The following is a 25,988-nucleotide window of genomic DNA, read 5'->3' as shown; positions in this document are numbered from 1 at the left end:
GCATGATCGCCATCACCGAAGGACAACCACTGCCCGGATTGGGGGAGGCGGTGCGTCATGCGTTTTCACCGAAGGGGATTCTGTCGAAGTCCCGGGACTTCGAATACCGGCCGCAGCAGCAGGAGCTGGCGGTGGCCGTGGCGGAGGCGCTGGTCAGGGCGTCCCCGCTGGTGGCGGAGGCGGGGACCGGGGTGGGGAAATCCCTGGCCTATCTGGTGCCCGCCGCGCGCTTCGCCCTGGAGACGGGGCGGAAGGGGGTGATTTCCACCCACACGATCAACCTGCAGGAACAGCTTGTGCGGAAGGACATCCCCATCGTCCGCAAGGTGCTGGGGGAGGAACTGCCCGCGGTGTTGCTGAAGGGGCGGCAGAACTATCTGTGCCCGCTGCGGCTGAAGCGGGCGCGGGAGCAGGCGGGGGATCTTTTCACCTCCACGGAGAGCGAGGAACTGGAGGCCATCCGCCGCTGGGCGGAGGCCACGCGCGACGGCACGTTGAGCGACCTGGATTTCCAGCCGTCGATGAAGGTGTGGCTGCAGGTGTGCAGCGAGGCGCACCTCTGCACGGCGCGCTACTGCGGGCCGAGGGGGGATTGTTTTTTCCAGGAGGCGCGGAAGGCGGCTGCGGACGCGAAGCTGGTGGTGGTGAACCACACGCTCTTTTTCGCCCTGATGAACACCGACGAAATGGGCGGTGACGGGGAGTCGGCGAAGGCCCCCGGCTTTCTTTTCCCGAATGATTTCGCGGTGCTGGACGAGGCGCACACCATCGAGCAGGTGGCGGCCGTCCAGCTCGGCCTGCGCCTTTCGCAGTCCGGCCTGAAGTTCGATCTCCAGCGGCTCTACCATCCGCGGACGCGGAAGGGGCTGCTGAAGTCCTTCCGGAAAGCCTCCGCCATGATGGCGGTGGAGGAGACGCTGGTGGCGGCGGACCGTTTCTTCAACCGGGTGGGGGATGCCGCCGCATTCGGGAGCTACGCGAAGGAACACCGCGTGCGCCAGCCGGAGATGGTGCCGAACACGCTGGCGGAGCCGCTGCGGAACCTGTGGCTGGAGCTGGACGCCATCGCCGCGGATGTGGAGTCGGAGGCGACGAAGTCGGAACTCCAGGACGCCGCGCGGAAGCTGCGTGAGGCGCACGGTGCCGTGGGCGTCTTCCTGGACCAGTCTTCGGAAGACAGCGTCTATTGGGTGGAAAAAGGTGGCCGGGAGGAGACCCACTACAGCCTGCACGCCGCACCGGTGAACGTGGCGGACCGCCTGCGGCCGTTGCTTTTCTCAGGGCCGAAAAGCCTGGTGCTGACGAGCGCCACGCTGGGCGTGGGGGATCCGGCGCTGGGCTATTTCCGCGGCCGGGTGGGGGCGGAAAGCTGCCGCGCGCTGAGCATCGGCAGTCCCTTCGACTACCAGCGGCAGATGAAAGTGAGGATCTACAAGTCCGTGCCGGAGCCGAACGCGCCGCGTTACGACGAGCTGCTGGCGGAGGGCATCCGGCAGGCGGTGAGCGAGAGCGAGGGCCGCGCCTTCGTCCTGTTCACCAGCTACCGCATGATGCGGGACGCGGCGCAGCGGCTGGAGGGCTTTTTCAAGCGGAAGGGCTGGCGGGTGCTCATGCAGGGGGACGGCCTGCCGCGCCACCGCATGATCGAGGAGTTCCGGAATGACGTGCACAGTGTCCTTTTTGGCACGGACAGCTTCTGGACGGGCGTGGATGTTCCGGGTGAGGCGCTGTCGAACGTGGTGGTCACGCGGCTGCCCTTCGCAGTGCCGGACCACCCGCTCACGGCCTCCCGCCTGGAGGCCATCGAGGCGGCGGGAGGGAACCCGTTCATGGACTACTCCGTGCCGGAGGCGATCCTCAAGATGAGGCAGGGTGTGGGGCGTCTGATCCGCACCGCCAGGGACAGCGGGTTGGTATGCATCCTGGACAACCGGATCCTGACGAAGAGATATGGAAATCTCTTTCTCAAGGCACTGCCGGATGCTCCGGTGGAGATCATCGGGTGAGGACGGGGAGAGATGATCCTTTCTTCATCCCCATCTCCCATCCACCCGGCGGGAGATCAAAGCGTCGTCAGCCGTGACACCGCGTCCTTCAGGAAAGCCGCGCTCCATTGGCCCGGGGCGGTGGGCGTTTCGCCGATGTAGCCGTAGTTCAGCACGCTGCCGTACTGCGCGCATAGTAGCCTGGACACGGGGGCGAGCGGGCCCATGCCCATGGTGGCCACCGGCAGGCCGTGGTCCGCTGCCTGGAACTCCGCCAGACGTGCGACGTCCGCCGCGGAATTCACCCGCGCGGCTGCCTTGAACACGGCGGCGCCGGCGTCCCCGGCCAGTGCGGCCGCGGTTTCCAGGGCGGCGGTGGAAGGGAGTTTTCCGAAGTCATGATAGGATGCCACCCATGGCAGTCCGAGGTGGGCCATCTCCTCGATGACCGCGGACATCTCGCTGATGCTGGCGACCTCGATGTCGATCAGGGCCGCATCCTCGATGGCGAGGCGGATGAGTTTCTCCCGGTTCGCATGACTCAACTCGATGGGGCTTCCTTCCTCTTTCCTCCGGGCCGTGAAAAGCAATGGCATATCCAGCAGGTGGGACCAGATCCCGCGCTCCGGAGTGGTGCCCTCCGCCACCATCAGATCCAGCCGGATCTCCAGCAGGTCGGCGGCCTCCGCTGCCGCCGCTGCGGACGTGGCCGGGATCGTCCCGGCACGGCCGAAACTGCCAACGATATTCGGTCGGTTGAGGGCGGGTTGCGGGCGGGGCATGCCCCATGGAGAACCACCCGGCGCATTCCGTCAATCGCTTGCGGCAAAAGGGGACTTCATTTGTAATTACACGAAATAATTTTCATTCTGATCCGACCTTTTCTCTGGCCAACCCGGACACCCAGCACCTAGTTATCTTGGAAACCCGATTCTCATGATTCCTTTCTTTCAAAAAATCGCCCTATCAGCCGCCGTCGTCACCGCATCCCTGGCATTTTCCGCTTCCGCAGTTGCCCAGGCCGTGAAAGTCACCGCAGACAAACCGAGCTTCGAAGATCTTCCTTCCCCGACCGATTTCGGAGGCGCGAAGGGCAAGTCCTTCAAGCAAAAGGACTGGCTGGAGGTTGAGACCAAGCTCAAGTTCCAGATGGCTCCCGCGCCGAAATCCCAGACGCTGGAGCGGATGACGGTGAAGTGGTACATCGCTGTGAAAAACCCCGAGAAGAGTGGGACCTTCCTGCTGCTCAGCAAGGACATCGAGTACGTGAACATCGCGCTGGATGAGGACGTCTATGCCTCCATGTACCTGTCTCCAGCTTCGATCAAGCGCCTCACCGGCAGCGACAGGGCCGGCAAGAGTTCCGTGGAGTTCGTTGGTTTCGAAGTTCTGGTCAACGGTGAGAAGCTCGCCGCTGAGACCAACAAGGGCCAGGTCGGCTGGTGGAACGCCGCTTCGGACAAGATCTCCCGGACCGACACCGTGCCCCTCCTGAGCAAGAAAGAAACGCCCTTCAGCGTGATGTGGTGGGACCGCTACGCGGAAGAGGCTCCGGTGCGCCGCTGATCCTCCCTGCACTGGCGTGCCGGAATCTCCGGTACGCCGCTCCTTGTTTTCCGATTTTCACAAAAAACGCATCATGGCTGACACTCCAGCAACCGTCGCTCTCAATATTGGTTCCCAACGAATCGGCATGGCCGTGTTCGAAGCCGCGAAAGGCGGAGGACTTGTCCTCAAGGCTTATGAATCCGAAGCCATCGTCGCGGATCCCGCGATGGAGGCCGCCCGGGTCTCCCAGACCCGCATTGCCGTCGCCAGCCTCGCCCAGAAGCTGAAGGTCGGAAAGTCGAAGGTCCGCTACGCGATCTCCGGCCAGTCCGTCTTCACCCGCTTCGTGAAGCTGCCCCCGCTGCAGGAGGACAACATCGAACAGCTCGTCACCTTCGAAGCCCAGCAGCATGTTCCTTTCCCCATCAACGAGGTGGTGTGGGACTACGAGCTGATCGAGAACCCGGGTGAGAAGGAGGTCGTCATCGTCGCCATCAAGGGTGACGCGCTGGATGAGATCAATGCCGCCGTAACGGATTCCGGTCTCAGCACCGTCGAGGTGGATGTCGCGCCGATGGCGCTCTACAATGCGTTCCGCGCCGCCTATGGCGAGCCTGCTGAAACGGTCCTGCTCATCGACATCGGTGCGCGGACCAGCAACCTGCTTTACATCGAAGGCAAGCGCTTCTTCACCCGCAGCATCGCCATCGGCGGAGCGGCGGTGACCGCCGCTGTGTCGAAGGAGTACGGCGTTTCCTTCATGGAGGCGGAAGGCACCAAGGTGCAGCACGGCATGGTGGCGCTTGGAGGCGGCCATACGGAGCAACTGGAGGAAAGCGTGGCCGCGCTGGCCGGTGTGGTCCGCAACGCCCTCACCCGTCTGCCGGCGGAAATCGCCCGCACGACCAACTACTACCGAAGCCAGCAGGGTGGCAGCGCGCCGACGCGCGTGATCCTGGCCGGAGGCGGCGCCAACCTGCCCTACACGCTGGAGTTCTTCCAGGAGAAGCTCAACCTGCCGGTGGAGTTCTTCAACCCGCTGGGCATCGTGACCGCGGGCAAGGGCATGGATCCCGCCGTGCTCCAGCGCGATGGGCACCTGCTTGGTGAACTCATCGGCCTCGGCCTGCGTGGCCTGGGCAAATCCAGGATCAACATCGACCTGGTGCCCGCCGTCGTCGAGCAGGCGCGCGCTGCGGACCGCCGCAAGCCGTTCCTCATCGGTGCCGCCGCCCTGGTCCTCTTGGGTGCTGGTGGATGGGCCGGTCTGCAGTATCTCGCCTGGCAGAAGGCGGAGAAGGAGAAACTCCAGCCGCTGACCGAAACCAACGAGCAGCTCAACCCCATCGCTGACAACATCCGCGGCCTGCTGCGGGAAGAGGAAGGCATCCGCAAGGTGGCCTCCGGCTACACCAAGGCGGAAGACGACCATGCCTATTGGTATGACCTGCTTTCCGAAGTGCGTGGTTCCTTCGCCAGCGACGCGGTCTGGATCACCGATCTGGAGCCGCTCAACGGATACAATCCGCTGGCTGACACGAAGGTTGATCCGAAAGCCGGCCAGCCGAAATCCCTGATCAAGCCCGACTTCTTCAGTTCCGCCTACGGCCAGACAAATCTTCTGGTCCTTACATCGGACGCTCCGACCGGTGGCAGGGGTGCAAGTGCCCAGCCAGTATCCCTCACGGACGCGAACGCCATCCGCATCCGCGGATTCTGGCGGGACAATCCGGCCGGGCAGAACGTGGTTTCCGAGATCCTCAAGAAGATCCGGGAGAACACCCAGTCCTTCAATTTCGATCTGCCGGGCAAGGACGGCAAGCCGGTCACCCTCAAGGATGAGCAGATCCTGAAAGTTTCCGTCGGCAACGCCGGCAGCGGCGAGCTGGGCTTCCCCTTCGAGGTCACACTGCCTCTCGCCGAGCCTGTCGCCATCAGATAAAAACCCCATCGGAACATTTTTCACTGACCTCATATGAGTTGGATCAAGGATAACAAATTTGCCGCAACCCTCGGCGGGATCACCCTGGTGGGTGCCGCGGGATTGATCGTCGCGGGCCTCCAGTTTTCGGGCAAATACGCCGAGGCCCAGGCGAGCTACGAAGAACAGACCTCCATCACCAACGACGCCGAGAACCTCGCGTTGTACCCCACCACGGCGAATGAGCAGGGCAAGCGCAAGGCTGTGGCGGACTACAAGGCCGCTGCGGAGGCGCTCCAGACTTCCTTCGGGAAGTTCCGTCCGGAGAAGCTCGATAACATCCCGCCGCAGGAATTCACCAACCGGCTGCAGGCCGCGAACGCGGAGGTGCTCGCGGCGTTCCAGGCGAGCAAGACGGATGTGCCGGGTGTCTTCTTCCTCGGTTTCGAGGGTTACACGGGATCTCTCGCCAAGGGTGCCGCAACCGGCATCCTCGACTTCGAGCTGGGTGCGATGAAGGAGCTGATGCTCTCTCTGGCCAAGCCCGGCATCGCCCAGCTCATCAACGTCCGCCGCGAGAAGCTGGTGGAGGAAGATGGCGGAGTCTTCAAGGAAGAGTCGGGCCAGGTTGCCCGCCCTCTTTCCGTGGAGGTGACCTTCAAGGGTTCCGAAGCCGCCGCGCGTGATTTCTTCTCCTCCATCGCAGGCTCGGACAAGCACTACTACGTCGTCCGTTCCGTCCGTATTTCCAACGAGAGGAAAGGGCCGCCTCTGGCAACGGATGCCAAGTTCGATGACCCGGTGCCGACGACGGATGCCGCCCCTGCGGATGGTGGCTTCGCCCTGCCTCCGGATCCCGCTGAAGCCGCTCCGGCCGCCGATGATGCCGCTCCCGCCCCCGCTGCGGAAAGTGCCGCACCTGAGGCCGCCGCCGCCGCTCCCGCCCCGGTCGATACCGGCAGGATCCTCCAGCAGGTTCTCGGAACGGAAGACATCTACGTCTTCGTCCGCATCGACATCATGCAGTTCCTGCCCGCCAAAAAATTCTGAGGTTCATTTCCTTAAAACCCGTTTTCATCCATGTCCTGGTTATCGAAAAATTATGAGAAGGCCGCCCTCGGCGGTGCCGCGGTCATCGCCCTCGGGCTTGCAGCCGTCGGTTTGCTGAAGGTCGGCAAGGTAGAGGAAGACTTCGCGACGGAACTCAAAGGCTCCGGCAATGACAATCCCGCCGTCACGGATGCGGATCTGGTTGCGAAAGCGTCCGCCTCCCTCGGCAACAAGCGCAAGTGGGACCAGGCGGACGACAAGGGCCGCCCGGTCAATCTCTTCACCGGCATCCCGCTGTTCATCTCCAAGTCCGATCCCGCCAAGCCGGTCGATCCCTACGGCGGGGATCCCATCCATCCGCCCATCCCGAACCAGTGGTGGCTGCAATACCGCCTCGACCCGGGCTTCGGGGATTCCCCTTTGCGGGATCCGGACGGCGACGGCTTCTCCAACCTGGAGGAATTCAACGCCAAGACCGACCCGACGAATTCGGAGGACTTTCCCGCGCTCATCAACAAGCTGGTGTATCTCGGTGATGAGAGCCTCAACTGGGTTCTCCGTCCTGGATTCGATAGCGACGGCGGCTTTGGCTTCAACTACCGCGACAACAAGGGCGGGACCAACAGGATCCCGGCGGGCGGAGTGGTCAAGCCGGACGAAATCTTCTTTGCGGACGGCGTGATGAAGGGCCGCTTCAAGCTCCTTGGTTCCGAGGAGCGGGTGGTGAAGAACGAGAGGACCAACTCCGAGCAGCCGTTCAAATTCGTCCGGGTCGAGGACCAGAAGGCCAACAAGAAGGGCACGATCTACGAACTCAAGCAGAGCTTCCGCGATCCGGAGGAACTGCCGGTCTACAGCCAGTATGATCGCACCGCCGTGCTGAAACTGGAGGCGCTCGACCAAGCTGGCAGCCAGTTCAAAATCGAGGAAAACACCACCTTCGGCCTGCCGGCGAACTCCGACAAGAAGGACTACCTCCTCAAATCCGTCACCCCGGAAAAAATCGAAGTCGAGTATTCGGCGCCCGATGGAACGAAAAAAACCATCGAAATCCCGAAACGTTAGACTTTACAAACAACGATTTGATGTCTCCCCGAAAAAATCTCTTTCCAAAGTTTCATAACACCGCCAAAAACCCGAAATCACGTATGCAAAAAACGCCAATGTATCGTTCCAGTCGCACCGCCCTCGCGTTGATGGCGGTGGCTACCTCCATGCCGGTGACCGTCACGGTCGCCACGGCGGATGAAGGTGGCAGCTATAGCGGGCTCGCCCAGCGCGAAATGATCCGCCGCCAGGAAGCGGTGGTGGATGCGGATCGTCTTCTCGGTGAAGGCCGTGAAGCCTATGCGAAGGCCGACTATCAGGTCGCGGTGAACAAGTACCGCGAATCGCTGGACCGCCTTCCGGACGCGCCGAGCCTTGAGGATCGCCGGCTGGAATACACCGCCCACCTCGCGGATGCGAGCGTGGCCTTGGCACAGCAGCACCGCCGCGTTGGCAAATACACCGAAGCCCGTGCCCTTCTGGACGGTGTCCTCGCACCGAACGTGGATCCGGAGAACGCCGCCGCCAAGCGTGAGCTCAGCTATCTGGATGATCCCATCCGCACCAATCCGGCCCTCACTTACGAGCATACCCAGAATGTCGATGCCGTCCGCCGCGGCATTTACATGGCGGAAGGCAACTACAATCTCGGCAAGTATGACGATGCCAAGCGCGAGTATGAGAACGTCCTGCGCAAGGATCCCCACAACTCCGCCGCCCGCCGTGGCCTGGAGCGCCTGGCCGCCGCCAAGTCCGACTACTACCGCGCCGCCTACGACCACACCCGCGCCGAGCTTCTGATGGAAGTGGACAAGGCCTGGGAACTGGCCGTGCCAGCCACCCTGCCGGACTTCCCTCTGCAAACGGACGGTCGTTCCGGTGACACCGGCGGAGTCGCCTACATCACCCAGAAGCTGAAAACCATCATCGTCCCGCGGATCGACTTCGAGGACACCACGGTTGAAGAAGCGATCGATTTCCTCCGCATGCGCTCCGTGGAGCTGGATACGATGGAACTGGATCCCACGAAGAAGGGCGTGAACTTCATCGTCCGCCGTCCCCGTCCGGCAGCCGCCGCCGCTCCTTCCCCGGATGGCACCGCTCCCGCCGACACCCTCGCCGCGGCTCCGGATCCATCCACCATCCGCATTCCTCAACTGCGCGTCCGCAACGTGCCGCTGCAGACCGCCCTCCAATACATCTGTGATGCCGCCAAGCTGCGCTTCAAGGTGGATGATTTCTCCGTCACCCTCGTTCCTCAGAACGAAACCGGCGAAGATTTCTTCATGCGCACCTTCAGCGTGTCCCCGGACTTCTCCACCCAGCTTGAAGGCGCCGGTGGTGGTGGTGCTGCGGCTCCTGTCGATCCGTTCGGCGGCGGTGGTGACACAGGTGGATCCTCCCTTTCCACCCGCAAGCCGATCCGGGAACTCCTGATCAACAACGGCATCACCTTCGCGGATGGCAGCTCCGTGACCTTGGCTGGTGGCAACCTAGTCGTCCGCAACACTCCGAGCGAACTCGAGAAGATCGAGAACCTCGTGGAGGTGACGAGAAACAACCAGCCGAAGCAGGTGAAGATCACCACCAAGTTCGTCGAGGTTTCCCAGGAAAATACCGACGAACTCGGTTTCGACTGGGTCGTTTCCCCGTTCGGTCTTTCCGAGAACCATCTCTTCGGCAGCGGCGGCACCGTCAGCAGCGGCGGCTTCCGCGGCTCCGGTGACTTTGTCAACCCGGTCAACGGCCTGACCCTGCCGAGCTTCCCGGCGGATCCTTCCCAGAACGTCACCAACATCATGACCGGCGGTCTCCGCTCCGGTGACCAGGCGATCAACCGCAACAACATCGACGCGATCCTCAACAACCCGAACCGCACCGCCCAGCAGGCGAACGTGGCGCCGGGCATCGCTGCCCTCACCGGTCTGTTCTCCGACGGCCAGGTCCAGCTCATCATGCGCGGCCTCGCCCAGAAGAAGGGGACCGACCTCATGACCGCTCCGTCCGTGATGGCGAAGAGCGGCCAGAAGGCCAAGATCGAGATCATCCGCGAATTCATCTATCCGACCGAATACGAACCCCCGGAACTTCCGAACAGCGTCGGTGCGACCGGCGGCACCGGCGGCGGTATCGTCGGCGGTCTGGGTGGCGGCTCCGGCATGTTCCCGGTCACTCCGGCGACGCCAACCGCGTTCGAAACCCGGAATACCGGTGTGACGCTCGAGATTGAGCCGAATGTCGGTGACAACGACTTCGTGATCGAGCTTCGCTTCATCCCGGAAATCGTCGAGTTCGAAGGCTTCATCAACTACGGCAGCCCGATCCAGTCGCCTTCCACGGACATTCTGGGTAACCCGGTCACCGTCACCATCACTGAGAACCGCATCGAGATGCCGGTGTTCTCGACCCGCAAGGTCGATACCTCCCTGACGATCTATGACGGTTACACCGTCGCGGTCGGTGGTCTGATGCGTGAGGACGTGCAAAACGTCGAGGACAAGGTGCCGATCCTGGGGGACATCCCGTTCATCGGCCGCCTGTTCCAGAGCAAGTCGGAGAACCGGATCAAGAGCAACCTGATCATCTTCGTCACCGCCCAGATCATCGATGCCACCGGTCGTCCGCTCCGCGGAGCGGATGCCCCTCCGACATCGACACCGGTTTCGACCAGTGGTGCACCTGACTACAACGGCGGTGTGCTTCCGGACATCAGCCTGCCTCAGTGAGGTGGTTGCTCCGGTAGATTGATAATTCCATGCAGGCGGAGGAGAAATCCTCCGCCTGTTTTTTTGCTCATCAGGAAGGCGCTGGGAGCGCCGGTCTCCAGACCGGCCTCGACGGCAGCGGGACAGGTCATCGGTCATCGGTCATCGGTCATCGGTCATCGGTCATCGGTCATCGGTCATCGGTCATCGGTCATCGGTCATCGGTCATCGGTCATCGGTCATCGGTCATCGGTCATCGGTCATGGATCATCGGTCATGGATCATGGATCATGGATCATGGATCATGGATCATGGATCATGGATCATGGATCATGGATCATGGATCTCCCCGCAACCCGTCCGGCCAGGATTGTCCCGCTTCTCCGGAAGAGGTGGACAGGAGTGTCCACCCTCCTTACTCATGATCGCATGCGCGTGCTGGCACTCACGGGGGGAATTGCTTCGGGGAAATCGACGGTGGTCCGGTGGTTCAGGGAACTGTTGCCGGGGGTGGTGGTTTTTGACAGCGATGCGGCGGTGCGGGCATTGCTGGATGGGGATGCCGGGGTCGCGGCGGCATTATTGGAATCATTTGGCGAAGGGGTGGTGGATGGCGAAGGGAAGGCGGACCGGGGATTTCTTCGGGAAAGGGTGTTCGGAAGTCCGGAGGAACGGAAGAAACTGGAAGCCATCCTGCATCCCCGGGTGAGGAAGGAATGTCTTGCTTTGTTGGAGCGCGCTGCCAGAAATGGCGCGGGGGGATTCGTCGCCGATATCCCCCTTTTCTTCGAAACGGGCTTCGATTTCGGCCAGGATGAGGTGATCGTCGTTGCCTGTTCCCGGCGGAGCCAGATCGAGCGTGTGAAACTGCGCAACGGCTTCGATGATCGGATGATCGGATCGATGCTCTATGCGCAACTCCCCGGAGAAGAGAAAATACGCCGCGCGGATGTGGTGTTCTGGAACGAGGGTCCGCCCGAGGTTCTGGAAGCCCAGGTCCGCCGGTTCTGCCAAGCATTCCCCATGACAAGTCCCAACGAGATCGAAGCCTCCGATGCCGGAAACGGAATTCCAGCCGATGTGCCCGCCGCCTCGCCATCCGGGGAAGCAACCGCACCCGGGCAGGATGCCGTTGCTGTTGAGGAGCAGGCTCCTGTGGAAACCCCACCGAAGGTCCAGGTGCCGCCTCTGGTGGATGTGAACCTGCTCCGCCTGAAATCTTTCTCGGAACTGCAGGCGATGGCGGAGGCCGTGCCAGCCCGTATTCCCGGAGGCATCCCGAAGACGCAGCTCGTCTATGAACTGCTGTGCTTCTATGGCAAGGAAGGCGCGGAGATCGTCTGCGAAGGGATACTGGAGGGCGTGAAGGAGAATTTCGCCATGCTGCGGGATCCGCACCGGAGCTTCCGGCCTGGGCAGGATGACATCCATGTGAGCGCGAATCTGCTGCGGGAACATGGCCTGCGCATCGGCCAGAAGGTGAAGGTCCACGTGAAGGTGCCGCGGGAAAAAGACAAGTACATGACCGCCGGCGATGTCATCGAGATAGAGGGTATCCCGGTCGCGGACTTCCAGCAACCGACGGAGTTCGACAAGCTGACGCCGCTTTTCCCTGACCAACGCATCCACCTGGAAGGTGAGGGAACGGAGTTCCTCGGCGTGCGAGTCATCGACCTCATCGCGCCGCTCGGCAAGGGCCAGCGCGGGCTCATCGTCGCGCCTCCGCGGGGAGGTAAAACCATTTTGCTCAAGCAGATCGCGAAGTCGATCAAGCGCAACCACCCGGAGGCGGAGCTGGTGATCCTGCTGCTGGACGAGCGTCCGGAGGAAGTCACCGACTTTGAGGAAACCGTGGGTGCCGAGGTGTTCGCCTCCACCTTCGACGAATCGCCGAAGCGCCACGCGCAGGTCGCCGACATGGTGATCGAGCGGGCGAAGCGCCTGGTTGAGCAGGGCAAGGACGTGATCCTCCTGCTGGACAGCCTCACCCGCCTGGCCCGCGGCCACAACTCCGCCATGCAGGGCGGCCCGATCGGTTCCGGTGGTGTGAGTCCGGTGGCGCTGCAAAAGTCGCGGAAGTTTTTCGGCACCGCACGGAATGTGGAGGAGGGTGGCTCACTCACCATCCTGGCCACCGCGCTGGTGGAGACGGAGAGCCGTCTGGACGATGTCGTTTTCGAGGAGTTCAAGGGCACGGGCAACATGGAGGTCCGGCTGGACCGGGAACTGGCGGAGCGCCGTGTGTTCCCCGCCATCCACATCCCGCAGTCCGGCACCCGGAATGACGACCGGCTCTACCACCCGGATGAGTTCGTCAAGGTGGTGGACGTCCGCCGCCAGCTCGCGCAACAGCCCATCGGCGATGCGATCGAGTCGCTGCTTTCCAACCTCAAGGGCACGAAGACCAACGCGGAGTTCCTGCTCCGTGGTCTGCGGTGACCGGAAAGTCCAACCACCACCGCCATGAAATTCCTCGCCGTCGTTTCCATGGTGTTTCTCGCCGGTTTCTCCGCCGTGGTGGCGCAGGAGGAAAGGAAGGATGGTCTCTCCTCCAGCGGGAAGATCGCCTGGCATGTCGTCGCGGGGAAGGACAGCGCGGAGGTCTTCATCTCCGAAGGCGACCAGGGCGAATCCGCCGCGCAGAAACTCTCCGACGCGCTGACCGTGGCGAACACCGAGGTGTTCGTGTCACCGGATGACTCGTGGATCGTCATCCAGAGCGGTGGCGGCAGCGTGGGTGTTTTCCTCAACGCTTTCCGCCGGGAAAACGGGATGATCTACAACCAGGAGAAGGACACGGACATCGGTGACGTGGCATTGCTCGCCGCATGCGGTGGTGACCGGAAGAAGGCGGACGCCATGGACCACGTCTATGTCCGCTTCACCGGCTGGGCCGCGGACTCGAAATCGCTGCTACTCTCCGTGAACGCGCGGGGCGGGGAGAAGCAGAAGGTGGAGTCCTTTTTCGGCATCTATGATCTCGCGGCGAAGAAGATCGGCTACGATCTGGAGAAGTTCAACGGCTCGCGGGTGAAGTGAGGGGATCCGTGGTTGGCTGCGGGTCCGTCAGGCGTGGTGACGCATCGGCGGAATGATGTGGCGCAGGGGTGGCCCCACGGCCGGGGTTCCGATGTCCGGCCGCGCCGCGGAACACCCGTGGAACGTGGATGAACCGCACATTTGTGGCAACTGTCCGATTGACAGAGTTGCACCTGTTGTTAGCCTCCCGCGCCTTGCGCTGGGGTTTTGAGTTGCATTTTTCCTGCAATCCCAGCCCTAGCCAATAACCTGACATACCAACCACGATGGCAACCAAGAAGAAGGCCGCTAAGCCTGCCGCGAAGAAAAGCGCCCCGTCCGCAGCCAAGTCCGCTGCAAGCAAGACGGGCGCCAAAAAATCCACCGCCGCCGCCAAAGCGCCCGCCGGTAAGAAAACCAAGTACGTCTACACTTGGGGAGCCAACAAGGCCGACGGCAACGGCACCATGAAGGCCCTTCTCGGCGGCAAAGGCGCGAACCTCGCGGAAATGACCCGCATCGGTCTGCCAGTGCCTCCCGGATTCACCATCACCACCGAGGTCTGCACCTACTACTACGCGAACCGTAAGAGCTACCCGCAGGAGCTCCAGGCCCAGATGGAGTCCGGCGTCCGCAACATGGAGAAGATCATGAACAGCAAGTTCGGCGACGCCAAGGGTCTCCCGCTGCTTGTCGCCGTCCGCTCCGGCGCGCGTGATTCCATGCCGGGCATGATGGACACCATCCTCAACCTCGGCCTCAACGACCAGACCGTCCTTTCCCTCGCCGCCGTCACCAAGAACGAGCGCTTCGCATGGGATTGCTACCGCCGCTTCGTCCAGATGTATGGTGACGTCGTTCTCGGCGTGCAGAAGCGCGAAGGTGAGGACCACGAGCCTTTCGAAGTCGTCATCGAAGACTTCAAGCACGAGAAATACGGCAAGGACATCATCGACTCCGACCTGACCGCCGACGACCAGAAGGAACTGGTCAAGCGCTTCAAGGCGCTCGTCAAGGAGCGCACCGGCAAGGGCTTCCCGAGCGATCCTTGGGACCAGCTCCGCGGTGCCGCCGGCGCCGTGTTCTCCTCCTGGATGAACGACCGCGCGATCGTCTACCGCCGCAAGTACGGCATCCCCGCCGAGTGGGGCACGGCCGTCAACGTGCAGGCCATGGTCTACGGCAACACCGGTGAAACCTCCGGTTCCGGCGTGGCCTTCACCCGTAACCCTGCCAACGGTGTGAACGAGTTCTACGGTGAGTTCCTCGTGAACGCACAAGGTGAGGATGTCGTCGCCGGTGTCCGCACCCCTGAGCCGGTCATCAACATGAAGAAGGCGATGCCGAAGCCATACGCCGAACTCATGAAGGTCCGCACCATCCTTGAAAAACACTTCAAGGACGTCCAGGACGTCGAGTTCACCGTCCAGGAAGGCAAGCTGTTCATGCTGCAGACCCGGAACGGCAAGCGCACCGCCGCCGCCGCCCTCAAGTTCTCCATGGACATGGTCAAGGAGAAGCTCATCACCTGGGAAACCGCGATCCTGCGCAACCCTGCGGAGCAGCTCGACCAACTCCTCGCCCCGATCTTCGACGCCGCAGAGGTCAAGAAGGTCAAGGCCATCGCCACCGGCCTTCCAGCCGGCCCGGGCGCCGCCTCCGGCAAGATCTACCTCAACGCCGACCGCGCCGTGCTTGCTGAAGCACGTGGCGAGCGCGTCCTCCTCGTCCGCACCGAGACCAGCCCGGAAGACCTCCGCGGCATGATCGCGGCGGAAGGCATCCTCACCTCCAAGGGTGGTGTGTCCTCCCACGCGGCACTCGTTGCCCGCCAGATGGGCAAGGTTTGCGTCTGCGGTGCCGCGGGCGTCGAGATCGACTATGACAAGAAGACCGTCACCGCCGGTGGCAAGACCTTCAAGGAAGGTGACTTCATGTCCATCGACGGAACCGCTGGCACCGTCTACGGTGGCGAGCTGAAGACCGCTCCTTCCGAGATCATCGCCGGCATCGTCAGCAACGACAAGGCCGCCAAGGCGACCGAGAAATTCAAGGGCTTCACCCAGCTCATGAAGTGGTGCGCTGACGCGACCCGCATGTCCGTCCGCACCAACGCGGACACCCCGGAGCAGACCCGCATCGCACTCGCGTTCGGCGCGCAGGGCATCGGCCTCACCCGGACGGAGCACATGTTCTTCGAAGGTGACCGCATCGACGCGATGCGTGAGATGATCCTCGCGACCAACCTTCCTGCCCGGAAGGAAGCCCTCGCGAAGCTCCTCCCATACCAGCGTGAGGACTTCACCGGTATCTTCAAGGAGCTGAAAGGCCTCCCTGCCACCATCCGCCTCCTGGACCCACCACTCCACGAGTTCCTCCCTCACACGAAGGAGCAGCAGCTCGACCTCGCCAAGAAAATCGGCGTGCCGGTGGAAGCCATCATCCAGCGCGTGCACGACCTGCACGAGTTCAACCCGATGCTCGGCCACCGCGGCTGCCGCCTCGGCATCGCCTATCCGGAAATCACCGAGATGCAGGCCCGCGCCATCTTCGAAGCCGCCGCTGACGTGGCGAAGAAGAAGATTGCCGTGAAGCCTGAGGTGATGATCCCGCTCGTCGGCTTCAAGAAGGAGTTCGACCTGCAGGCAGAGATCGTCCACCGCGTGGCGAAGGAAGTCATGGGCGAGAAGAAGGTGAAGTTCGACTACCAGGTCGGAACGATGATCGAAGTGCCGCGTGGTGCCCTCACCGCCGACCAGATCGCCGAGAACGCCGAGTTCTTCAGCTTCGGCACGAACGACCTCACCCAGACCGCACTCGGCATCAGCCGTGACGACATGGGCGCGTTCCTCATGCCCTACACCGAGAGCGACGTGTTCAAGAAGAACCCGTTCGCCACGCTCGACACCGTCGGTGTCGGCCAGCTCATCGAGACCGCCGTCTCGAAGGGCCGCCAGACCCGCCCGAACATCAAGCTCGGCATCTGCGGTGAGCACGGTGGTGACCCTGAGTCCGTCGTGTTCTGCCACAAGGTCGGCCTGAACTACGTGTCCTGCTCGCCATACCGCGTGCCGGTCGCCCGCCTCGCCGCCGCCCAGGCCGCTCTCGAAGAGAAGCGCGCCGCAGGCAAGGCAGCTCCGGCGAAGAAGGCCGCCAAGCCAGCCAAGAAGGCAGCGAAGAAGAAGTAATTCTTCCTGATACCTGATATCCTTGAAGCCGTCCCGGGAAACCGGGGCGGCTTTTTGTTTGGGTAGGCTAGAAGCCCGCGCTCCGGTCCGTCACCGTATCACTTTCCGCTCACGCCGGACAGGCGTTCGCGGACGAAGCGGTCCTCCTCCTCTGACAAAGCCCGCTTTGGCAGGATGCGCGCGTGGAGGTCACTCTCGAACAGGAAGATGAAGCGGCGGTCCTCGCTCCATTTCCGGATCCGGTCCCAGCCCAGCAGACGGGTGCCGGTGGAGTGGCTGTAGCGGATGCCCTCTGCGTTGATCTCCACCGTGAAGGTTTCACGGAGGGAGGCCTGGTCGTCGAAGGTCTTTCCCAACCGGTGCCTCAGGACGAAGATGACGGTGGGCACCATCACCAGCAACGCCACCACGTAGGGCGCGGCGGCCAGCACATTGTCATTCCGGATCACCCGGAAGGTGGCGATGGCTACCACCACGGCAGCGAGAAAGAGGATGAAACGGAGCGTTCGTTGCTTCGCCAGGCTCAGGGAAGCGGCGAGGTATTCGTCACGGGTGAACTTGAAGGTGGCCATGGATCGGAGTGGGAACGGATTCAGGCAACTACTCCCGGATGAGGGCGAACATGTGCGAATCGTGGGCGACATCCCCCACGCAGAGGCGCTTCCGGAGGATGCCTTCGTGGACGGCTCCCACGCTCTCCGCCACTTTGCGGCTGGCGACGTTTCCGGTGGCGACGACGATCTCCAGGCGGTTCATGCCCGCCACCGTGAAGCCGAAGTCACGCAGGAGCAAGGTGCTCGCACGCGCCGCGCCCTGCCTGAGACGGGAGGAACGGATCCAGTAGCCCAGGTTGCAGAAACGATTGACCCGATCCAGATGGTTCAATCCGCAAGCCCCGGCGATGGAGCCGTCGGAGTCGTCGATGATCAGGTGTTCGTAGCTGTGGATACCCCATTCTGACACCACCTTGTTGACCCAGAACTCCGCATCCGCAGGTTGGTAGGCAGGAGTGAGCCAACCCATCCACGGAGAGATGTGGGTGATCGATTCACTGGCGGCCGCATGGACCGCATCCACATCCTCGTGGCGGTAGGGACGGATGGAGAATCGGCTCATCGTAAAGACGTCCTACATCGCGGTGGAGCGGCTCACTTCAGCAGCGCGAGGATCGGCTGCGGCCAGATGCCGAAGAGCAGGACGGCGGCGGTGAGGACGCCCACGGCTGCCTTGGTGATGGTAGGCAGCACCAGCGGTTGAGCACCTTCTGCCGGTGCGGACCACCACATGGCGCGGATGACCTTGAAGTAGTAGTAGAAACCGGCGGCGGCACCGATGAAGGCGATCACCACGGGAATCCAGAGATCGGCCTCCACCGCGAGGGAGAAGACGAAGAACTTGCCGTAGAAGCCTGCGGTGAGCGGGACACCTGCCAGCGCGGCGAGCAGGACGGTCAGGGCGAAGGCCAACGTCGGGTTCGTCTTGCCGAGGCCATTGAAGTCATTGATCGACTCGCCGTCGCGTTGGATGCGGATCTGGGAAAGCACGAAGAACACGCCCAGAGTCATGAGCAGGTAGGTGGCGAGGTAGAAGGATGCCGCTTCGTTCGAGCTGAGGGTCTTGTCGGAGCCGGGATTTCCGGCAGCCAGCGCGAGGAGGAGGAAACCGGCGTGGGCGATGGAGGAGTAGCCGAGCAGGCGCTTGAAGTTGGATTGGGAAATGGCGGCCAGGTTTCCGAACAGGAGGGTGGCACCGGCCAGGATCGCCAGCAACGTGATGACTGAGCCGCGGGTGAGGTCGCTGGCCAGGAATGGCTCCAGGAAGCGCATCAGCAGGATGAAACCCGCCGCTTTTGATCCGACGGAAAGGAAGGCCGTGGTTGGCGTCGGAGCACCTTGGTAGACGTCGGGGATCCAGATGTGGGTCGGAACCGCGCCGATCTTGAAGCCCAGGCCGATGAGGACCAGGGAGATGCCGAACAGCAGCGGAAGCTGGGGAACGGCGGGATATGGAACCGGCTCCGATGCGATGGGGGTGACCAGGCGGGGGATGAGCGCTTCCGACATCTCCGCGAGGTTCATGGTGCCGAGGGTGCCATAGACCCAGGCGATGCCATAGATGAGGAAGCCGGTGCTCAGCGCGCCGATGATAAGATATTTCACCCCTGCCTCCAGCGAGCCGACGTTCCGGCGCATGAAGGAAACGAGGATGTAGAAGGTGATGGTGACCAGCTCCAGGGCGACGAAGGCACCGGCCAGATCCTTAGCGGATGCCACCCACATCATCCCCGCACAGGCGAAGATGGGCAGGCAGTAGTATTCACCGGTGCCGTTTTCGGAACCCGGATGCTCGGTGAAGCGGGCCAGCACCTTGCGGTAGTCCACGGCCAGCAGCAGGACGAGGATGGTGGTGAGCAGGGAGAAGATCTTGTAGAACTTCGCGGAAGCGTCGAACTGGTAGAAGTTCCAGAGCGGCCACTTTGCCCATGCGGCTTCGGGGTTCGCCGCCGGTCCGACCGCCGTGAACGTCAGGACCAGGATGACCGCCAGGCCGATGGCACCGGCAATGCCGAGCCACGCCTTGCTTTTGCCCGGAGAAAAGGCTTCGGCCATCAGCAGGACGATGCCGAGGGTGACGGTCAGGGCTTCGAGATAATAGGCGGGCATGGGAAGAAGTGGAGAGTGATCAGTGATCGGTGATCAGTGGAAAAACCTTACTTGAGCAGATTGAGCAGCAGGTTCGGGTAGAGACCGACGGCGAGCAGGGCGATGATCAGGATCAGGGCCGGGGCGCGGTCGGCGAAGGTGATGTCCGGAGCGGAGGTGGTGAGCTTCACGGCCGGGCCGTGGAAGATCCGGCGGTAGGCGCGCAGCATGTAGACGGCGCTGATGACCACACCCCATACGGACAGGATGCAGGCGATCTGGACCGGGCCGAGGCCCGCGGTCGGGGAGTAGTCCTTGAAGGCGGAGAGGAAGACCAGCACCTCACCGGAGAAGTTCGCCAGCCCCGGCAGGCCGATGGAGGCCATGGCGGCGATGCCGAAGAGGAAGGCGAGCGTCGGGGCGGATTTCGCAAGGCCACCGAGGTCCGCCAGATCGAGCGAACCGGTGTTGCGCTCGATGCGGTCGGCCAGGCCGAACAGCAGCGCGATGGAGACACCGTGGGCGAACATCAGGATGACGGCGGCGGGAAGCGCGAGGGTGTTACCGGGAACGGCGATCAGCGCGGCGATGGCTAGGAAGATATAGCCCATGTGCATCACGGAGGAGTTCCCCAGCAGGGTATCCAGGCGCTTCTGGGAAATGGTGACGAGGCCGACCCAGAGGATGTTGCCCAGCAGCAGGACCAGCAGCGGGGTCAGCCACTGTTGCAGGCCTTCCGGCACCAGTGGGATGGCGAGGCGGAGCAGGCCGTAGAGGCCGAATTTTTTCAACACACCGGCGTGCAGCATGGCCACCGGTGCGGGTGCGCTGGCATAGGCCGGGGCGGCCCAGGAGTGGAAGGGGAAGAGGGACACCAGCGTGCCGAAGCCGATGATGAGCAGCGCGGCGATGCCTTTCTGCGCCTCCGCCGGGATCATCGCCTTGTTGGCGATCATCGTCGGGATGTCGTAGCTGCCGGTGAGGTTCGCCAGCCAGACGAGGCCTGCGAGGAGGATGATGGAGCCGACACCGAGGTAGATGGTGATCTTCCACGCGATCTCGCGGCGGTCACCGCGGCCGAGGATGCCGATCATCAGGAAGGTGGGGATGAGCGCCAGTTCGTGGAAGGCGTAGAAGAAGAACAGGTCGGTGGCGGCGAACGCGCCCAGCGCACCGGCGGAGATCAGCAGGGAAGAACCGAAGTAGAGCTTCTCTTTCCCGGCGGGGGACTGGCCGGAGAGAACGGCCGCCAGCGTGACGATGACCGTCAGCAGCACCATCACCAGGCTCATGCCGTCCGTGAAGGCGAAGGAAAGGTGGAGCGCCGGTTTTTCCAGAACCGGCAGGTTGAACGCCCACGCCGCCTTCGGGGTGACCGTGGCTGCGAGTCCGAGCAACAGGTTGATCGCCGCCGCCGCGATGGCGGAGGACCTTGCGGGCGCGCCGAGCAGGATCGCGGCGAAGGCGATGATCGGGAGAAAGACGAGGAGGGCGAGCATTTGAAAGTTTGCTAGGTGGCAGTTTTCAGTTTTCAGGGAAAGGCGCTCCGGAAGCTCAATAGAAAACCGTGAAGTAGATGACGAGGAGGGTTCCGATGCCGAAGGCGAAGGCGTAGGCCTGGAGGCTGCCGGATTGGACCTTGCGGAAGGCGTTGCCAAGGGACTCCGCGCCGCGGCTCAGACCGCCGACGAAGATGCCGTTGATGAAAAGCTCGTCGAAGAAATGGACGATGGCGGCGAAGGCATCCTGGAAGTAGCGGACCAGGAAGTTGTCGTAAAAGCCGTCGATGTAGAAGCGGTTCTTGAACAGCGGGACGGAGAGCGGGTCCTTGTCCTTGCCCTTGTAGAGGACGAAACCAACGGCCAGACCAAGCAGCAGGGAGGCGATGGATGCACCCAGGATGACGCCGTGGCCTTCCGCGTGACCGCCTTCATGGATGGGGCGGTAGGCGTTGAGCGGGCCGCTCAGGAAGGTGAAACCGGCGATCACCGCCATCACGGCGAGAACCACCAGCGGGATGGACATCAGCGGGCCGACTTCGTGCGCGTGGCCGGCACCGTGTTCGTCACGCGGCTTGCCGAGGAAGGTGACCACGAACGCGCGGGTCATGTAGAAGGTGGTCAGGAAGGCGACGAAAACGGCGATGCCGAACAGCGCCTTGTTCCCATTCCAGGCGGCGGCCAGGATTTCCTCCTTCGACCAGAAACCGGCGGTGACCCAGGGCACGGCGATCAGGGCTGCGGTGCCGATGGCGAAGGTGATGCCGGTGATGGGCATCTTCTTCAGCAGGCCGCCCATTTTCCAGATGTTCTGCTCGTGGTGGCAGGCGTAGATGATCGCGCCGGAACCGAGGAAGAGGAGGGCCTTGAACCAGGCGTGGGTGAAAAGATGGAACATGCCAGCCTCACCGGAGACGAGGCCGACGGCCATCACCATGTAGCCGAGCTGGGAGAGCGTGGAGTAGGCGAGGATCTTCTTGATGTCGTCCTGTTGGGTCGCCATCAGCGCGGCGGCCAGCGAAGTGATGCCACCTACCCAGGCGATGACCTGGCTGGAGAACAGACCGGCGAGGACATCCTCAGGCAGGGCAAGGGAAAGCTGGACGCGGAAGAGCATGTAGACACCGGCGGCGACCATGGTCGCGGCGTGGATGAGGGCGGACACCGGAGTGGGGCCTTCCATTGCGTCCGGCAGCCAGACGTGGAGCGGGAGCTGGGCGGACTTGCCGACCGCGCCGCAGAAGACGAAGAGCAGCGCCATGGAAAGGATGCAGCCGTAGGCGGCGGAGTTCTGGGCGAAGTAACCGGCGTTGTCCGCGCCGAAGGCTTTCATGCCATCGGCCATGCCGCCGAAGGTCAGCGTGCCGGTGATGCCCCAGATCATCAGGATGCCCACCATGAAGCCGAAGTCGCCCACGCGGTTGGCGAGGAACGCCTTCTTCGCCGCGTCCGCCGCGGAGTCCTTCTGGTACCAGTGGCCGATGAGCAGGTAGGAGCTGAGACCGACCAGCTCCCAGAAAATAAAGGTCATGATGAAGTTCGACGCCAGCACGATGCCGGTCATCGAGAACATGAACAGGGACAGGCCGGTGAAGTAGCGGGCCTTCGCCTCGTCATCCTTCATGTAGGCGAGCGAGAAGATGTGCACCAGCATGCCGATGCCGGTCACCACGATCATCATGCCGGTGGAAAGCTTGTCGAGCTGGACACCGATGTTGACGGAGAAGTCGCTGATGGTCGCCCACTGGAAATCATACGTGCCGGTCTTGCCGAGCAGCAGCACCGCGATGATGAAAGTCGCAACCGATGATCCGGTCGAAACGAGCGGAGCCAGGCCCGTCTTCTTCAGAACGAGCTGGTTGGCCGCGGCGACGGCCAGAGGGAGAAAGAGTAGGATCCAGGGCATGGGTGCGTCTTTTAGGAAAGGGGATGGGAAACCACGGATTACACGGATTTTACGGATTATTCAGATTCTGTGTTCGTGGATCAGTGTGAATTTCGGAGTTCTCCTGGAGGTAAATATTGGCGATCCGTTTAAAGGTGAGAGAGATGGTCCGGAAATTCAGAATCAGGCCAACTTGGAGTCCTGTGATGCTGAGATAACTTAATGTCTGGGCGATGTGGATGTCGCTGATGCTGGAAGCGACTTTTGCTTCGATGATCACCTTGTCGCAGACGATCAGATCGGTGATGAGGTTGCCCACAATGCGCTTCCGGTAGAACACCGGGAACGCCTGTTGCTGGGTGAAATCGAGTGACTGGGCTGCGAACTCCAGGCAGAGAGCGTTCTCATAGATCTTCTCATCCAAGCCTGGGCCAAGAGCACGATGCACCTTCATGGCCGCACCGATGATCTGCTCGGTGAGTTCCATGTGCGGGTGGCTGTCAGCTCTGCTCTTCATTAAATCCGTATAATCCGTGAAATCCGTGGTTTTCTCACCCCTTCAGCGAGGTCAGCTCGTCGGTGTGGATGGTCTGGCGGGAGCGGTAGAGGGCCACGATGATGGCCAGGCCGACGGCGACCTCCGCGGCGGCGACGGTGATGACGAAGAAGACCAGCATCTGGCCGTTGTAGTCCGGCAGGCCGTTCACGGTGTTGAATCGGGAGAAGGCGACCAGGCTCAGGTTCGCGGCGCTGAGCATCAGCTCCAGGCACATGAAGACGATGATGATGTTCCGGCGCATCACCACTCCGGCGAGGCCGATGGCGAACAGCAGGCCGGAGGCGAGGAGGTAGTCGTTGAGAGTAGCCATCGGTTCAGGGGTCAGCGGTCAACAAGTGGAAGGACTATTCAGCCTGGCGTTTGGAAAGGGAGACGACGCCGACGGTGGCGACGAGGAGAAGCACGCCGAGGATCTGGAGGGCGAAGTTGTATTCGGTGAACAGCGTGTGGCCGATCAGGTGGACGTCGGGCAGTTTTCCTTCACCCAGTGTGGTGGCGATCTTGGAACCTGCCTGGAAATTGCCCGCGGAGTTGGCGAGGGCGGTCTTGTCCAGTGCGGGAGCTGCCTTGTCCACCGTCTTCGAAAGGACGCCGAGAAGCTGGACCACGAAGGCCAGTGAAAGGGCGATGCCCGCCGCGATGGGGGCGATGCGGTTGGCCCGGTGTTCCTCGTTCTTCAGGTCGAGGAGCATGATGATGAACAAGAACAGCACCATGACCGCTCCGGTATAGACGAGGATCTGGATGACCCCGACGAAGAACGCGCTCAGGCCGATGAACAGCCCGGCCAGCCCCACGAAGCAGGTCACGACGGACAGCGCGCTGGAGACCGGATTGCGGAAGGCGACGACCGCCGTGCCACCGATCAGCATGATCGTTGTAAAAAGCCAGAAGAGGTAAGAGGGCATTGGAGTGGAAAGGGTTTCAGCGGTCGTATTTGAGGCTGGCCCACCAGCCGATGAGGCCGAGGGACAGCGTGATCATGCCCGCAGCCACGGCGATCATGGCCAGGGAAGGATGTGCGCTGCTGGCGAGCGGAGCAGAGGCGATGACGCCGAACATCCCGGCAAGAACGACGATGGAGGCCGAGATCGATTTCATTTCAATTCGTTCCACTTGTTGACGAGGCCTTCACGGACGCCGCCGATCTGGTAGAGTTTCTTCTTGTCGTGGACCATTTCCTTCCGGGTCAGGCCGGTGATGAGGTAGTCCTTGCGGAGGAAGATGGCCTGCTCCGGGCAGACTTCCTCACACATGCCGCAGTAGATGCAGCGGATCATGTCGATGTCGAACTCCAGGGGGCGCTTCTCGACCTTCGCCCACTGATCCTCTGACGGGATCTCGGACGGGGTGATCTTGATCGCCTTCGGCGGGCAGATGAATTCGCAGAGCTGGCAGGAAACACAACGCTCGCGGCCCTGCTCGTCGGTGACGAGGGTTGGCGCGCCGCGGTAGTGGTTGGGCATGTGGTCGTCCCACCGTTGCTCGGGGAACTGCATGGTCACGCCCAGGCCGGAGGAGTTGAGGCTTTTCGCGCCCATCGACTTTCCGCGCAGCGAGGTGATCGCGTGGCGCATCGTGAGCATGAAACCCTTGATGAGGGCGCCGAAGTAGATCTTCTCGCCGAGGCCGAGTTTGGGGCGCTGGAGTTTGACGATTGCCATGGAGGAAAAGGGTTAGGCCCGGAGCAGCTTGGGTTTTTCCTCGGACACCTTGGCCACCCAGATGACGGCCAGCGTGAGGACGATGAGGAGAACGGCGCCGACGGCGATGATCGTGCCCTTGAGCTGTGGGGCGGCGAGGATCAGCGCGGCGAGGAAGACGTTGATGAGGGCGGCTTCGAAGAAGATCACCCAGCCCAGCTTCATGAGCTGGTCGTAGCGGAACCGGGGCACCGTCCAGCGGACGAGGATGAAGAAGAGGATGAAAACGATCAGCTTCGTCATGAACACACCCAGATGGATCAGTCCCGCCAGCCCGAAACCGGCGATGTTCCAGTCCGCGATGTGCGCATCGAGCGTGAAGCCCATCGACCAGCCGCCGAGGAACAGGGTGACGATCATGGCGGAGCCGATGACCATGGCCGCGTATTCACCCATGAAGAACATGGCGAACTTCATGGAGGAATACTCGGTGTGGTAGCCGCCGACGAGTTCCGTCTCGCACTCCGGCAGGTCGAAGGGCATGCGGTTGGTCTCCGCGAAGATGGAGATGGTGAAGATGAGGAAGGCGATCGCGGCGGGGAACCAGAACAGCACCTTTTCCGTGGTGAGGCCGAAGCCGTCCTTGTCCCAGACGGGCAGGAGCAGCCAGCCGTGGTCCGCCTGGTGCTGGACGATCTTGGAAAGGTTCAGATCGCCGAAGTAGAGCAGCACCGGGATGATCGAGAGGCCGAGGCAGATTTCATAGGAAATCATCTGCGCCGTGGAGCGCACGCCGCCGATGAACGGGAACTTCGAGTTCGAGGCCCAGCCCGCCAGGGTGATGCCATAGACACTGAGGGAGGCGATGGCGAAGACGAACAGCGGGCCGACGTCGATGTCCGCGATGACCAGCTTGTATTCCTCGCCGTTGATGACCAGCGGTGAGCCGAAAGGAACGACGCATACGGTGATCAGCGCCGGGATGACGGTCAGCGCCGGGGCCAGCCAGTAAAAGGCTTTCCGGACGTGGTCCGGGGTAAAGTCTTCCTTCAGGAACAGCTTCAGGCCGTCCGCGATGGGCTGGACCAGACCGAAGAGGTGGAAGTCCTTCTTCGCGCCGAAGAGCGTCAGCGGGATGCCCACCCGGTTGGGACCCACGCGGTCCTGGATGATGGCGGAGAAGCGGCGCTCGAAATAAACGGATACCGGCACCAGCGGCAGCACGACCATGAAGGTCAGCGCGACGATTTTGACCAGGATGATGAGGATCGGGACGATGTCCATGGTAGCGGAAAGGT

The 25,988-nt window shown here is 62.4% G+C and carries 21 protein-coding genes; 9 read left to right on the top strand and 12 right to left on the bottom strand.

The window, feature by feature from the left end:
- Positions 1–2: 2 nt before the first annotated feature.
- The gene (locus tag KF712_12145; protein ID MBX3741737.1) at positions 3–2,006 is read left to right on the top strand and encodes an ATP-dependent DNA helicase; all 2,004 of its coding nucleotides are present in this window, start codon (positions 3–5) and stop codon (positions 2,004–2,006) included.
- 56 nt (positions 2,007–2,062) lie between these two features.
- Here KF712_12145 and KF712_12140 read toward each other — a convergent pair whose 3' ends face one another.
- Positions 2,063–2,767, bottom strand: a complete 705-nt coding sequence (locus KF712_12140) for a type I 3-dehydroquinate dehydratase (GenBank protein ID MBX3741736.1) — start codon at positions 2,765–2,767, stop codon at positions 2,063–2,065.
- A gap of 154 nt (positions 2,768–2,921) precedes the next feature.
- Here KF712_12140 and KF712_12135 point away from each other — a divergent pair, with 154 nt between their 5' ends.
- The 8 genes from KF712_12135 to ppdK all read left to right on the top strand — a co-directional run bounded on the left by KF712_12135 (position 2,922) and on the right by ppdK (position 16,462).
- Positions 2,922–3,551 carry a hypothetical protein gene (locus KF712_12135; protein ID MBX3741735.1) on the top strand — a complete coding sequence of 210 codons (630 nt, stop codon included), beginning with the start codon at positions 2,922–2,924 and terminating at the stop codon, positions 3,549–3,551.
- 73 nt (positions 3,552–3,624) lie between these two features.
- Positions 3,625–5,475, top strand: a complete 1,851-nt coding sequence (pilM, locus tag KF712_12130; protein ID MBX3741734.1) for a type IV pilus assembly protein PilM — start codon at positions 3,625–3,627, stop codon at positions 5,473–5,475.
- 33 nt (positions 5,476–5,508) lie between these two features.
- Complete coding sequence (locus KF712_12125) at positions 5,509–6,504, top strand: Amuc_1100 family pilus-like protein (protein MBX3741733.1); 996 nt, start codon at positions 5,509–5,511, stop codon at positions 6,502–6,504.
- 30 nt (positions 6,505–6,534) lie between these two features.
- Positions 6,535–7,569, top strand: a complete 1,035-nt coding sequence (locus KF712_12120; protein ID MBX3741732.1) for a hypothetical protein — start codon at positions 6,535–6,537, stop codon at positions 7,567–7,569.
- A 98-nt stretch (positions 7,570–7,667) separates the two neighbouring features.
- Positions 7,668–10,277, top strand: a complete 2,610-nt coding sequence (locus KF712_12115) for a type II and III secretion system protein (GenBank protein ID MBX3741731.1) — start codon at positions 7,668–7,670, stop codon at positions 10,275–10,277.
- Between the two features lie 408 nt (positions 10,278–10,685).
- A complete protein-coding gene (rho, locus tag KF712_12110; GenBank protein MBX3741730.1) occupies positions 10,686–12,695 on the top strand; it encodes a transcription termination factor Rho in 2,010 nt (669 codons plus the stop codon).
- A 24-nt stretch (positions 12,696–12,719) separates the two neighbouring features.
- The gene (locus KF712_12105) at positions 12,720–13,295 is read left to right on the top strand and encodes a hypothetical protein (protein ID MBX3741729.1); all 576 of its coding nucleotides are present in this window, start codon (positions 12,720–12,722) and stop codon (positions 13,293–13,295) included.
- 266 nt (positions 13,296–13,561) lie between these two features.
- Complete coding sequence (gene ppdK, locus KF712_12100; protein MBX3741728.1) at positions 13,562–16,462, top strand: pyruvate, phosphate dikinase; 2,901 nt, start codon at positions 13,562–13,564, stop codon at positions 16,460–16,462.
- Positions 16,463–16,560: 98 nt separating this feature from the next.
- Here ppdK and KF712_12095 read toward each other — a convergent pair whose 3' ends face one another.
- From KF712_12095 to KF712_12045, 11 genes are all read right to left on the bottom strand, one after another.
- Positions 16,561–17,034, bottom strand: a complete 474-nt coding sequence (locus KF712_12095; GenBank protein ID MBX3741727.1) for a YcxB family protein — start codon at positions 17,032–17,034, stop codon at positions 16,561–16,563.
- Between the two features lie 28 nt (positions 17,035–17,062).
- On the bottom strand, positions 17,063–17,578 hold the full coding sequence (locus KF712_12090; protein MBX3741726.1) for a GNAT family N-acetyltransferase: 516 nt from the start codon (positions 17,576–17,578) through the stop codon (positions 17,063–17,065).
- A 32-nt stretch (positions 17,579–17,610) separates the two neighbouring features.
- On the bottom strand, positions 17,611–19,125 hold the full coding sequence (locus tag KF712_12085; protein ID MBX3741725.1) for an NADH-quinone oxidoreductase subunit N: 1,515 nt from the start codon (positions 19,123–19,125) through the stop codon (positions 17,611–17,613).
- 47 nt (positions 19,126–19,172) lie between these two features.
- Positions 19,173–20,603 (bottom strand): NADH-quinone oxidoreductase subunit M, encoded by a 1,431-nt coding sequence (locus KF712_12080; GenBank protein MBX3741724.1) that lies wholly within the window; start codon positions 20,601–20,603, stop codon positions 19,173–19,175.
- A gap of 55 nt (positions 20,604–20,658) precedes the next feature.
- Positions 20,659–22,509, bottom strand: a complete 1,851-nt coding sequence (gene nuoL, locus KF712_12075) for an NADH-quinone oxidoreductase subunit L (protein ID MBX3741723.1) — start codon at positions 22,507–22,509, stop codon at positions 20,659–20,661.
- A gap of 49 nt (positions 22,510–22,558) precedes the next feature.
- Positions 22,559–22,975, bottom strand: a complete 417-nt coding sequence (locus KF712_12070; GenBank protein ID MBX3741722.1) for a GxxExxY protein — start codon at positions 22,973–22,975, stop codon at positions 22,559–22,561.
- A 64-nt stretch (positions 22,976–23,039) separates the two neighbouring features.
- A complete protein-coding gene (nuoK, locus tag KF712_12065) occupies positions 23,040–23,357 on the bottom strand; it encodes an NADH-quinone oxidoreductase subunit NuoK (GenBank protein MBX3741721.1) in 318 nt (105 codons plus the stop codon).
- Positions 23,358–23,391: 34 nt separating this feature from the next.
- Entirely contained in the window at positions 23,392–23,955 is a 564-nt protein-coding gene (locus tag KF712_12060) for an NADH-quinone oxidoreductase subunit J (GenBank protein MBX3741720.1), read from the bottom strand.
- Positions 23,956–23,971: 16 nt separating this feature from the next.
- The gene (locus KF712_12055) at positions 23,972–24,148 is read right to left on the bottom strand and encodes a hypothetical protein (GenBank protein ID MBX3741719.1); all 177 of its coding nucleotides are present in this window, start codon (positions 24,146–24,148) and stop codon (positions 23,972–23,974) included.
- Positions 24,145–24,711: a 4Fe-4S binding protein gene (locus KF712_12050; GenBank protein MBX3741718.1), complete on the bottom strand. Its 567-nt coding sequence runs from the start codon at positions 24,709–24,711 to the stop codon at positions 24,145–24,147. Before KF712_12050 ends, KF712_12055 begins: the two co-directional genes overlap by 4 nt.
- Before the next feature lie 12 nt (positions 24,712–24,723).
- On the bottom strand, positions 24,724–25,974 hold the full coding sequence (locus tag KF712_12045; protein ID MBX3741717.1) for an NADH-quinone oxidoreductase subunit H: 1,251 nt from the start codon (positions 25,972–25,974) through the stop codon (positions 24,724–24,726).
- Positions 25,975–25,988 lie beyond the last annotated feature (14 nt).

The organism is Akkermansiaceae bacterium, from assembly GCA_019634595.1.
In the GTDB taxonomy this organism is placed as follows: domain Bacteria; phylum Verrucomicrobiota; class Verrucomicrobiia; order Verrucomicrobiales; family Akkermansiaceae; genus Luteolibacter.
The sequence above is the reverse complement of the archived record's forward strand: the minus strand, read 5'-3'. Positions and strand labels throughout refer to the sequence as shown.

Excerpts from the sequence above, each read along its gene's own strand:
- KF712_12145 (MBX3741737.1), top strand. The coding sequence starts at position 3 with ATGATCGCCATCACCGAAGGACAACCACTGCCCGGATTGGGGGAGGCG.
- KF712_12140 (MBX3741736.1), bottom strand. The coding sequence starts at position 2,767 with ATGCCCCGCCCGCAACCCGCCCTCAACCGACCGAATATCGTTGGCAGT.
- KF712_12135 (MBX3741735.1), top strand. The coding sequence starts at position 2,922 with ATGATTCCTTTCTTTCAAAAAATCGCCCTATCAGCCGCCGTCGTCACC.
- pilM (MBX3741734.1), top strand. The coding sequence starts at position 3,625 with ATGGCTGACACTCCAGCAACCGTCGCTCTCAATATTGGTTCCCAACGA.
- KF712_12125 (MBX3741733.1), top strand. The coding sequence starts at position 5,509 with ATGAGTTGGATCAAGGATAACAAATTTGCCGCAACCCTCGGCGGGATC.
- KF712_12120 (MBX3741732.1), top strand. The coding sequence starts at position 6,535 with ATGTCCTGGTTATCGAAAAATTATGAGAAGGCCGCCCTCGGCGGTGCC.
- KF712_12115 (MBX3741731.1), top strand. The coding sequence starts at position 7,668 with ATGTATCGTTCCAGTCGCACCGCCCTCGCGTTGATGGCGGTGGCTACC.
- rho (MBX3741730.1), top strand. The coding sequence starts at position 10,686 with ATGCGCGTGCTGGCACTCACGGGGGGAATTGCTTCGGGGAAATCGACG.
- KF712_12105 (MBX3741729.1), top strand. The coding sequence starts at position 12,720 with ATGAAATTCCTCGCCGTCGTTTCCATGGTGTTTCTCGCCGGTTTCTCC.
- ppdK (MBX3741728.1), top strand. The coding sequence starts at position 13,562 with ATGGCAACCAAGAAGAAGGCCGCTAAGCCTGCCGCGAAGAAAAGCGCC.
- KF712_12095 (MBX3741727.1), bottom strand. The coding sequence starts at position 17,034 with ATGGCCACCTTCAAGTTCACCCGTGACGAATACCTCGCCGCTTCCCTG.
- KF712_12090 (MBX3741726.1), bottom strand. The coding sequence starts at position 17,578 with ATGAGCCGATTCTCCATCCGTCCCTACCGCCACGAGGATGTGGATGCG.
- KF712_12085 (MBX3741725.1), bottom strand. The coding sequence starts at position 19,125 with ATGCCCGCCTATTATCTCGAAGCCCTGACCGTCACCCTCGGCATCGTC.
- KF712_12080 (MBX3741724.1), bottom strand. The coding sequence starts at position 20,603 with ATGCTCGCCCTCCTCGTCTTTCTCCCGATCATCGCCTTCGCCGCGATC.
- nuoL (MBX3741723.1), bottom strand. The coding sequence starts at position 22,509 with ATGCCCTGGATCCTACTCTTTCTCCCTCTGGCCGTCGCCGCGGCCAAC.
- KF712_12070 (MBX3741722.1), bottom strand. The coding sequence starts at position 22,975 with ATGGAACTCACCGAGCAGATCATCGGTGCGGCCATGAAGGTGCATCGT.
- nuoK (MBX3741721.1), bottom strand. The coding sequence starts at position 23,357 with ATGGCTACTCTCAACGACTACCTCCTCGCCTCCGGCCTGCTGTTCGCC.
- KF712_12060 (MBX3741720.1), bottom strand. The coding sequence starts at position 23,955 with ATGCCCTCTTACCTCTTCTGGCTTTTTACAACGATCATGCTGATCGGT.
- KF712_12055 (MBX3741719.1), bottom strand. The coding sequence starts at position 24,148 with ATGAAATCGATCTCGGCCTCCATCGTCGTTCTTGCCGGGATGTTCGGC.
- KF712_12050 (MBX3741718.1), bottom strand. The coding sequence starts at position 24,711 with ATGGCAATCGTCAAACTCCAGCGCCCCAAACTCGGCCTCGGCGAGAAG.
- KF712_12045 (MBX3741717.1), bottom strand. The coding sequence starts at position 25,974 with ATGGACATCGTCCCGATCCTCATCATCCTGGTCAAAATCGTCGCGCTG.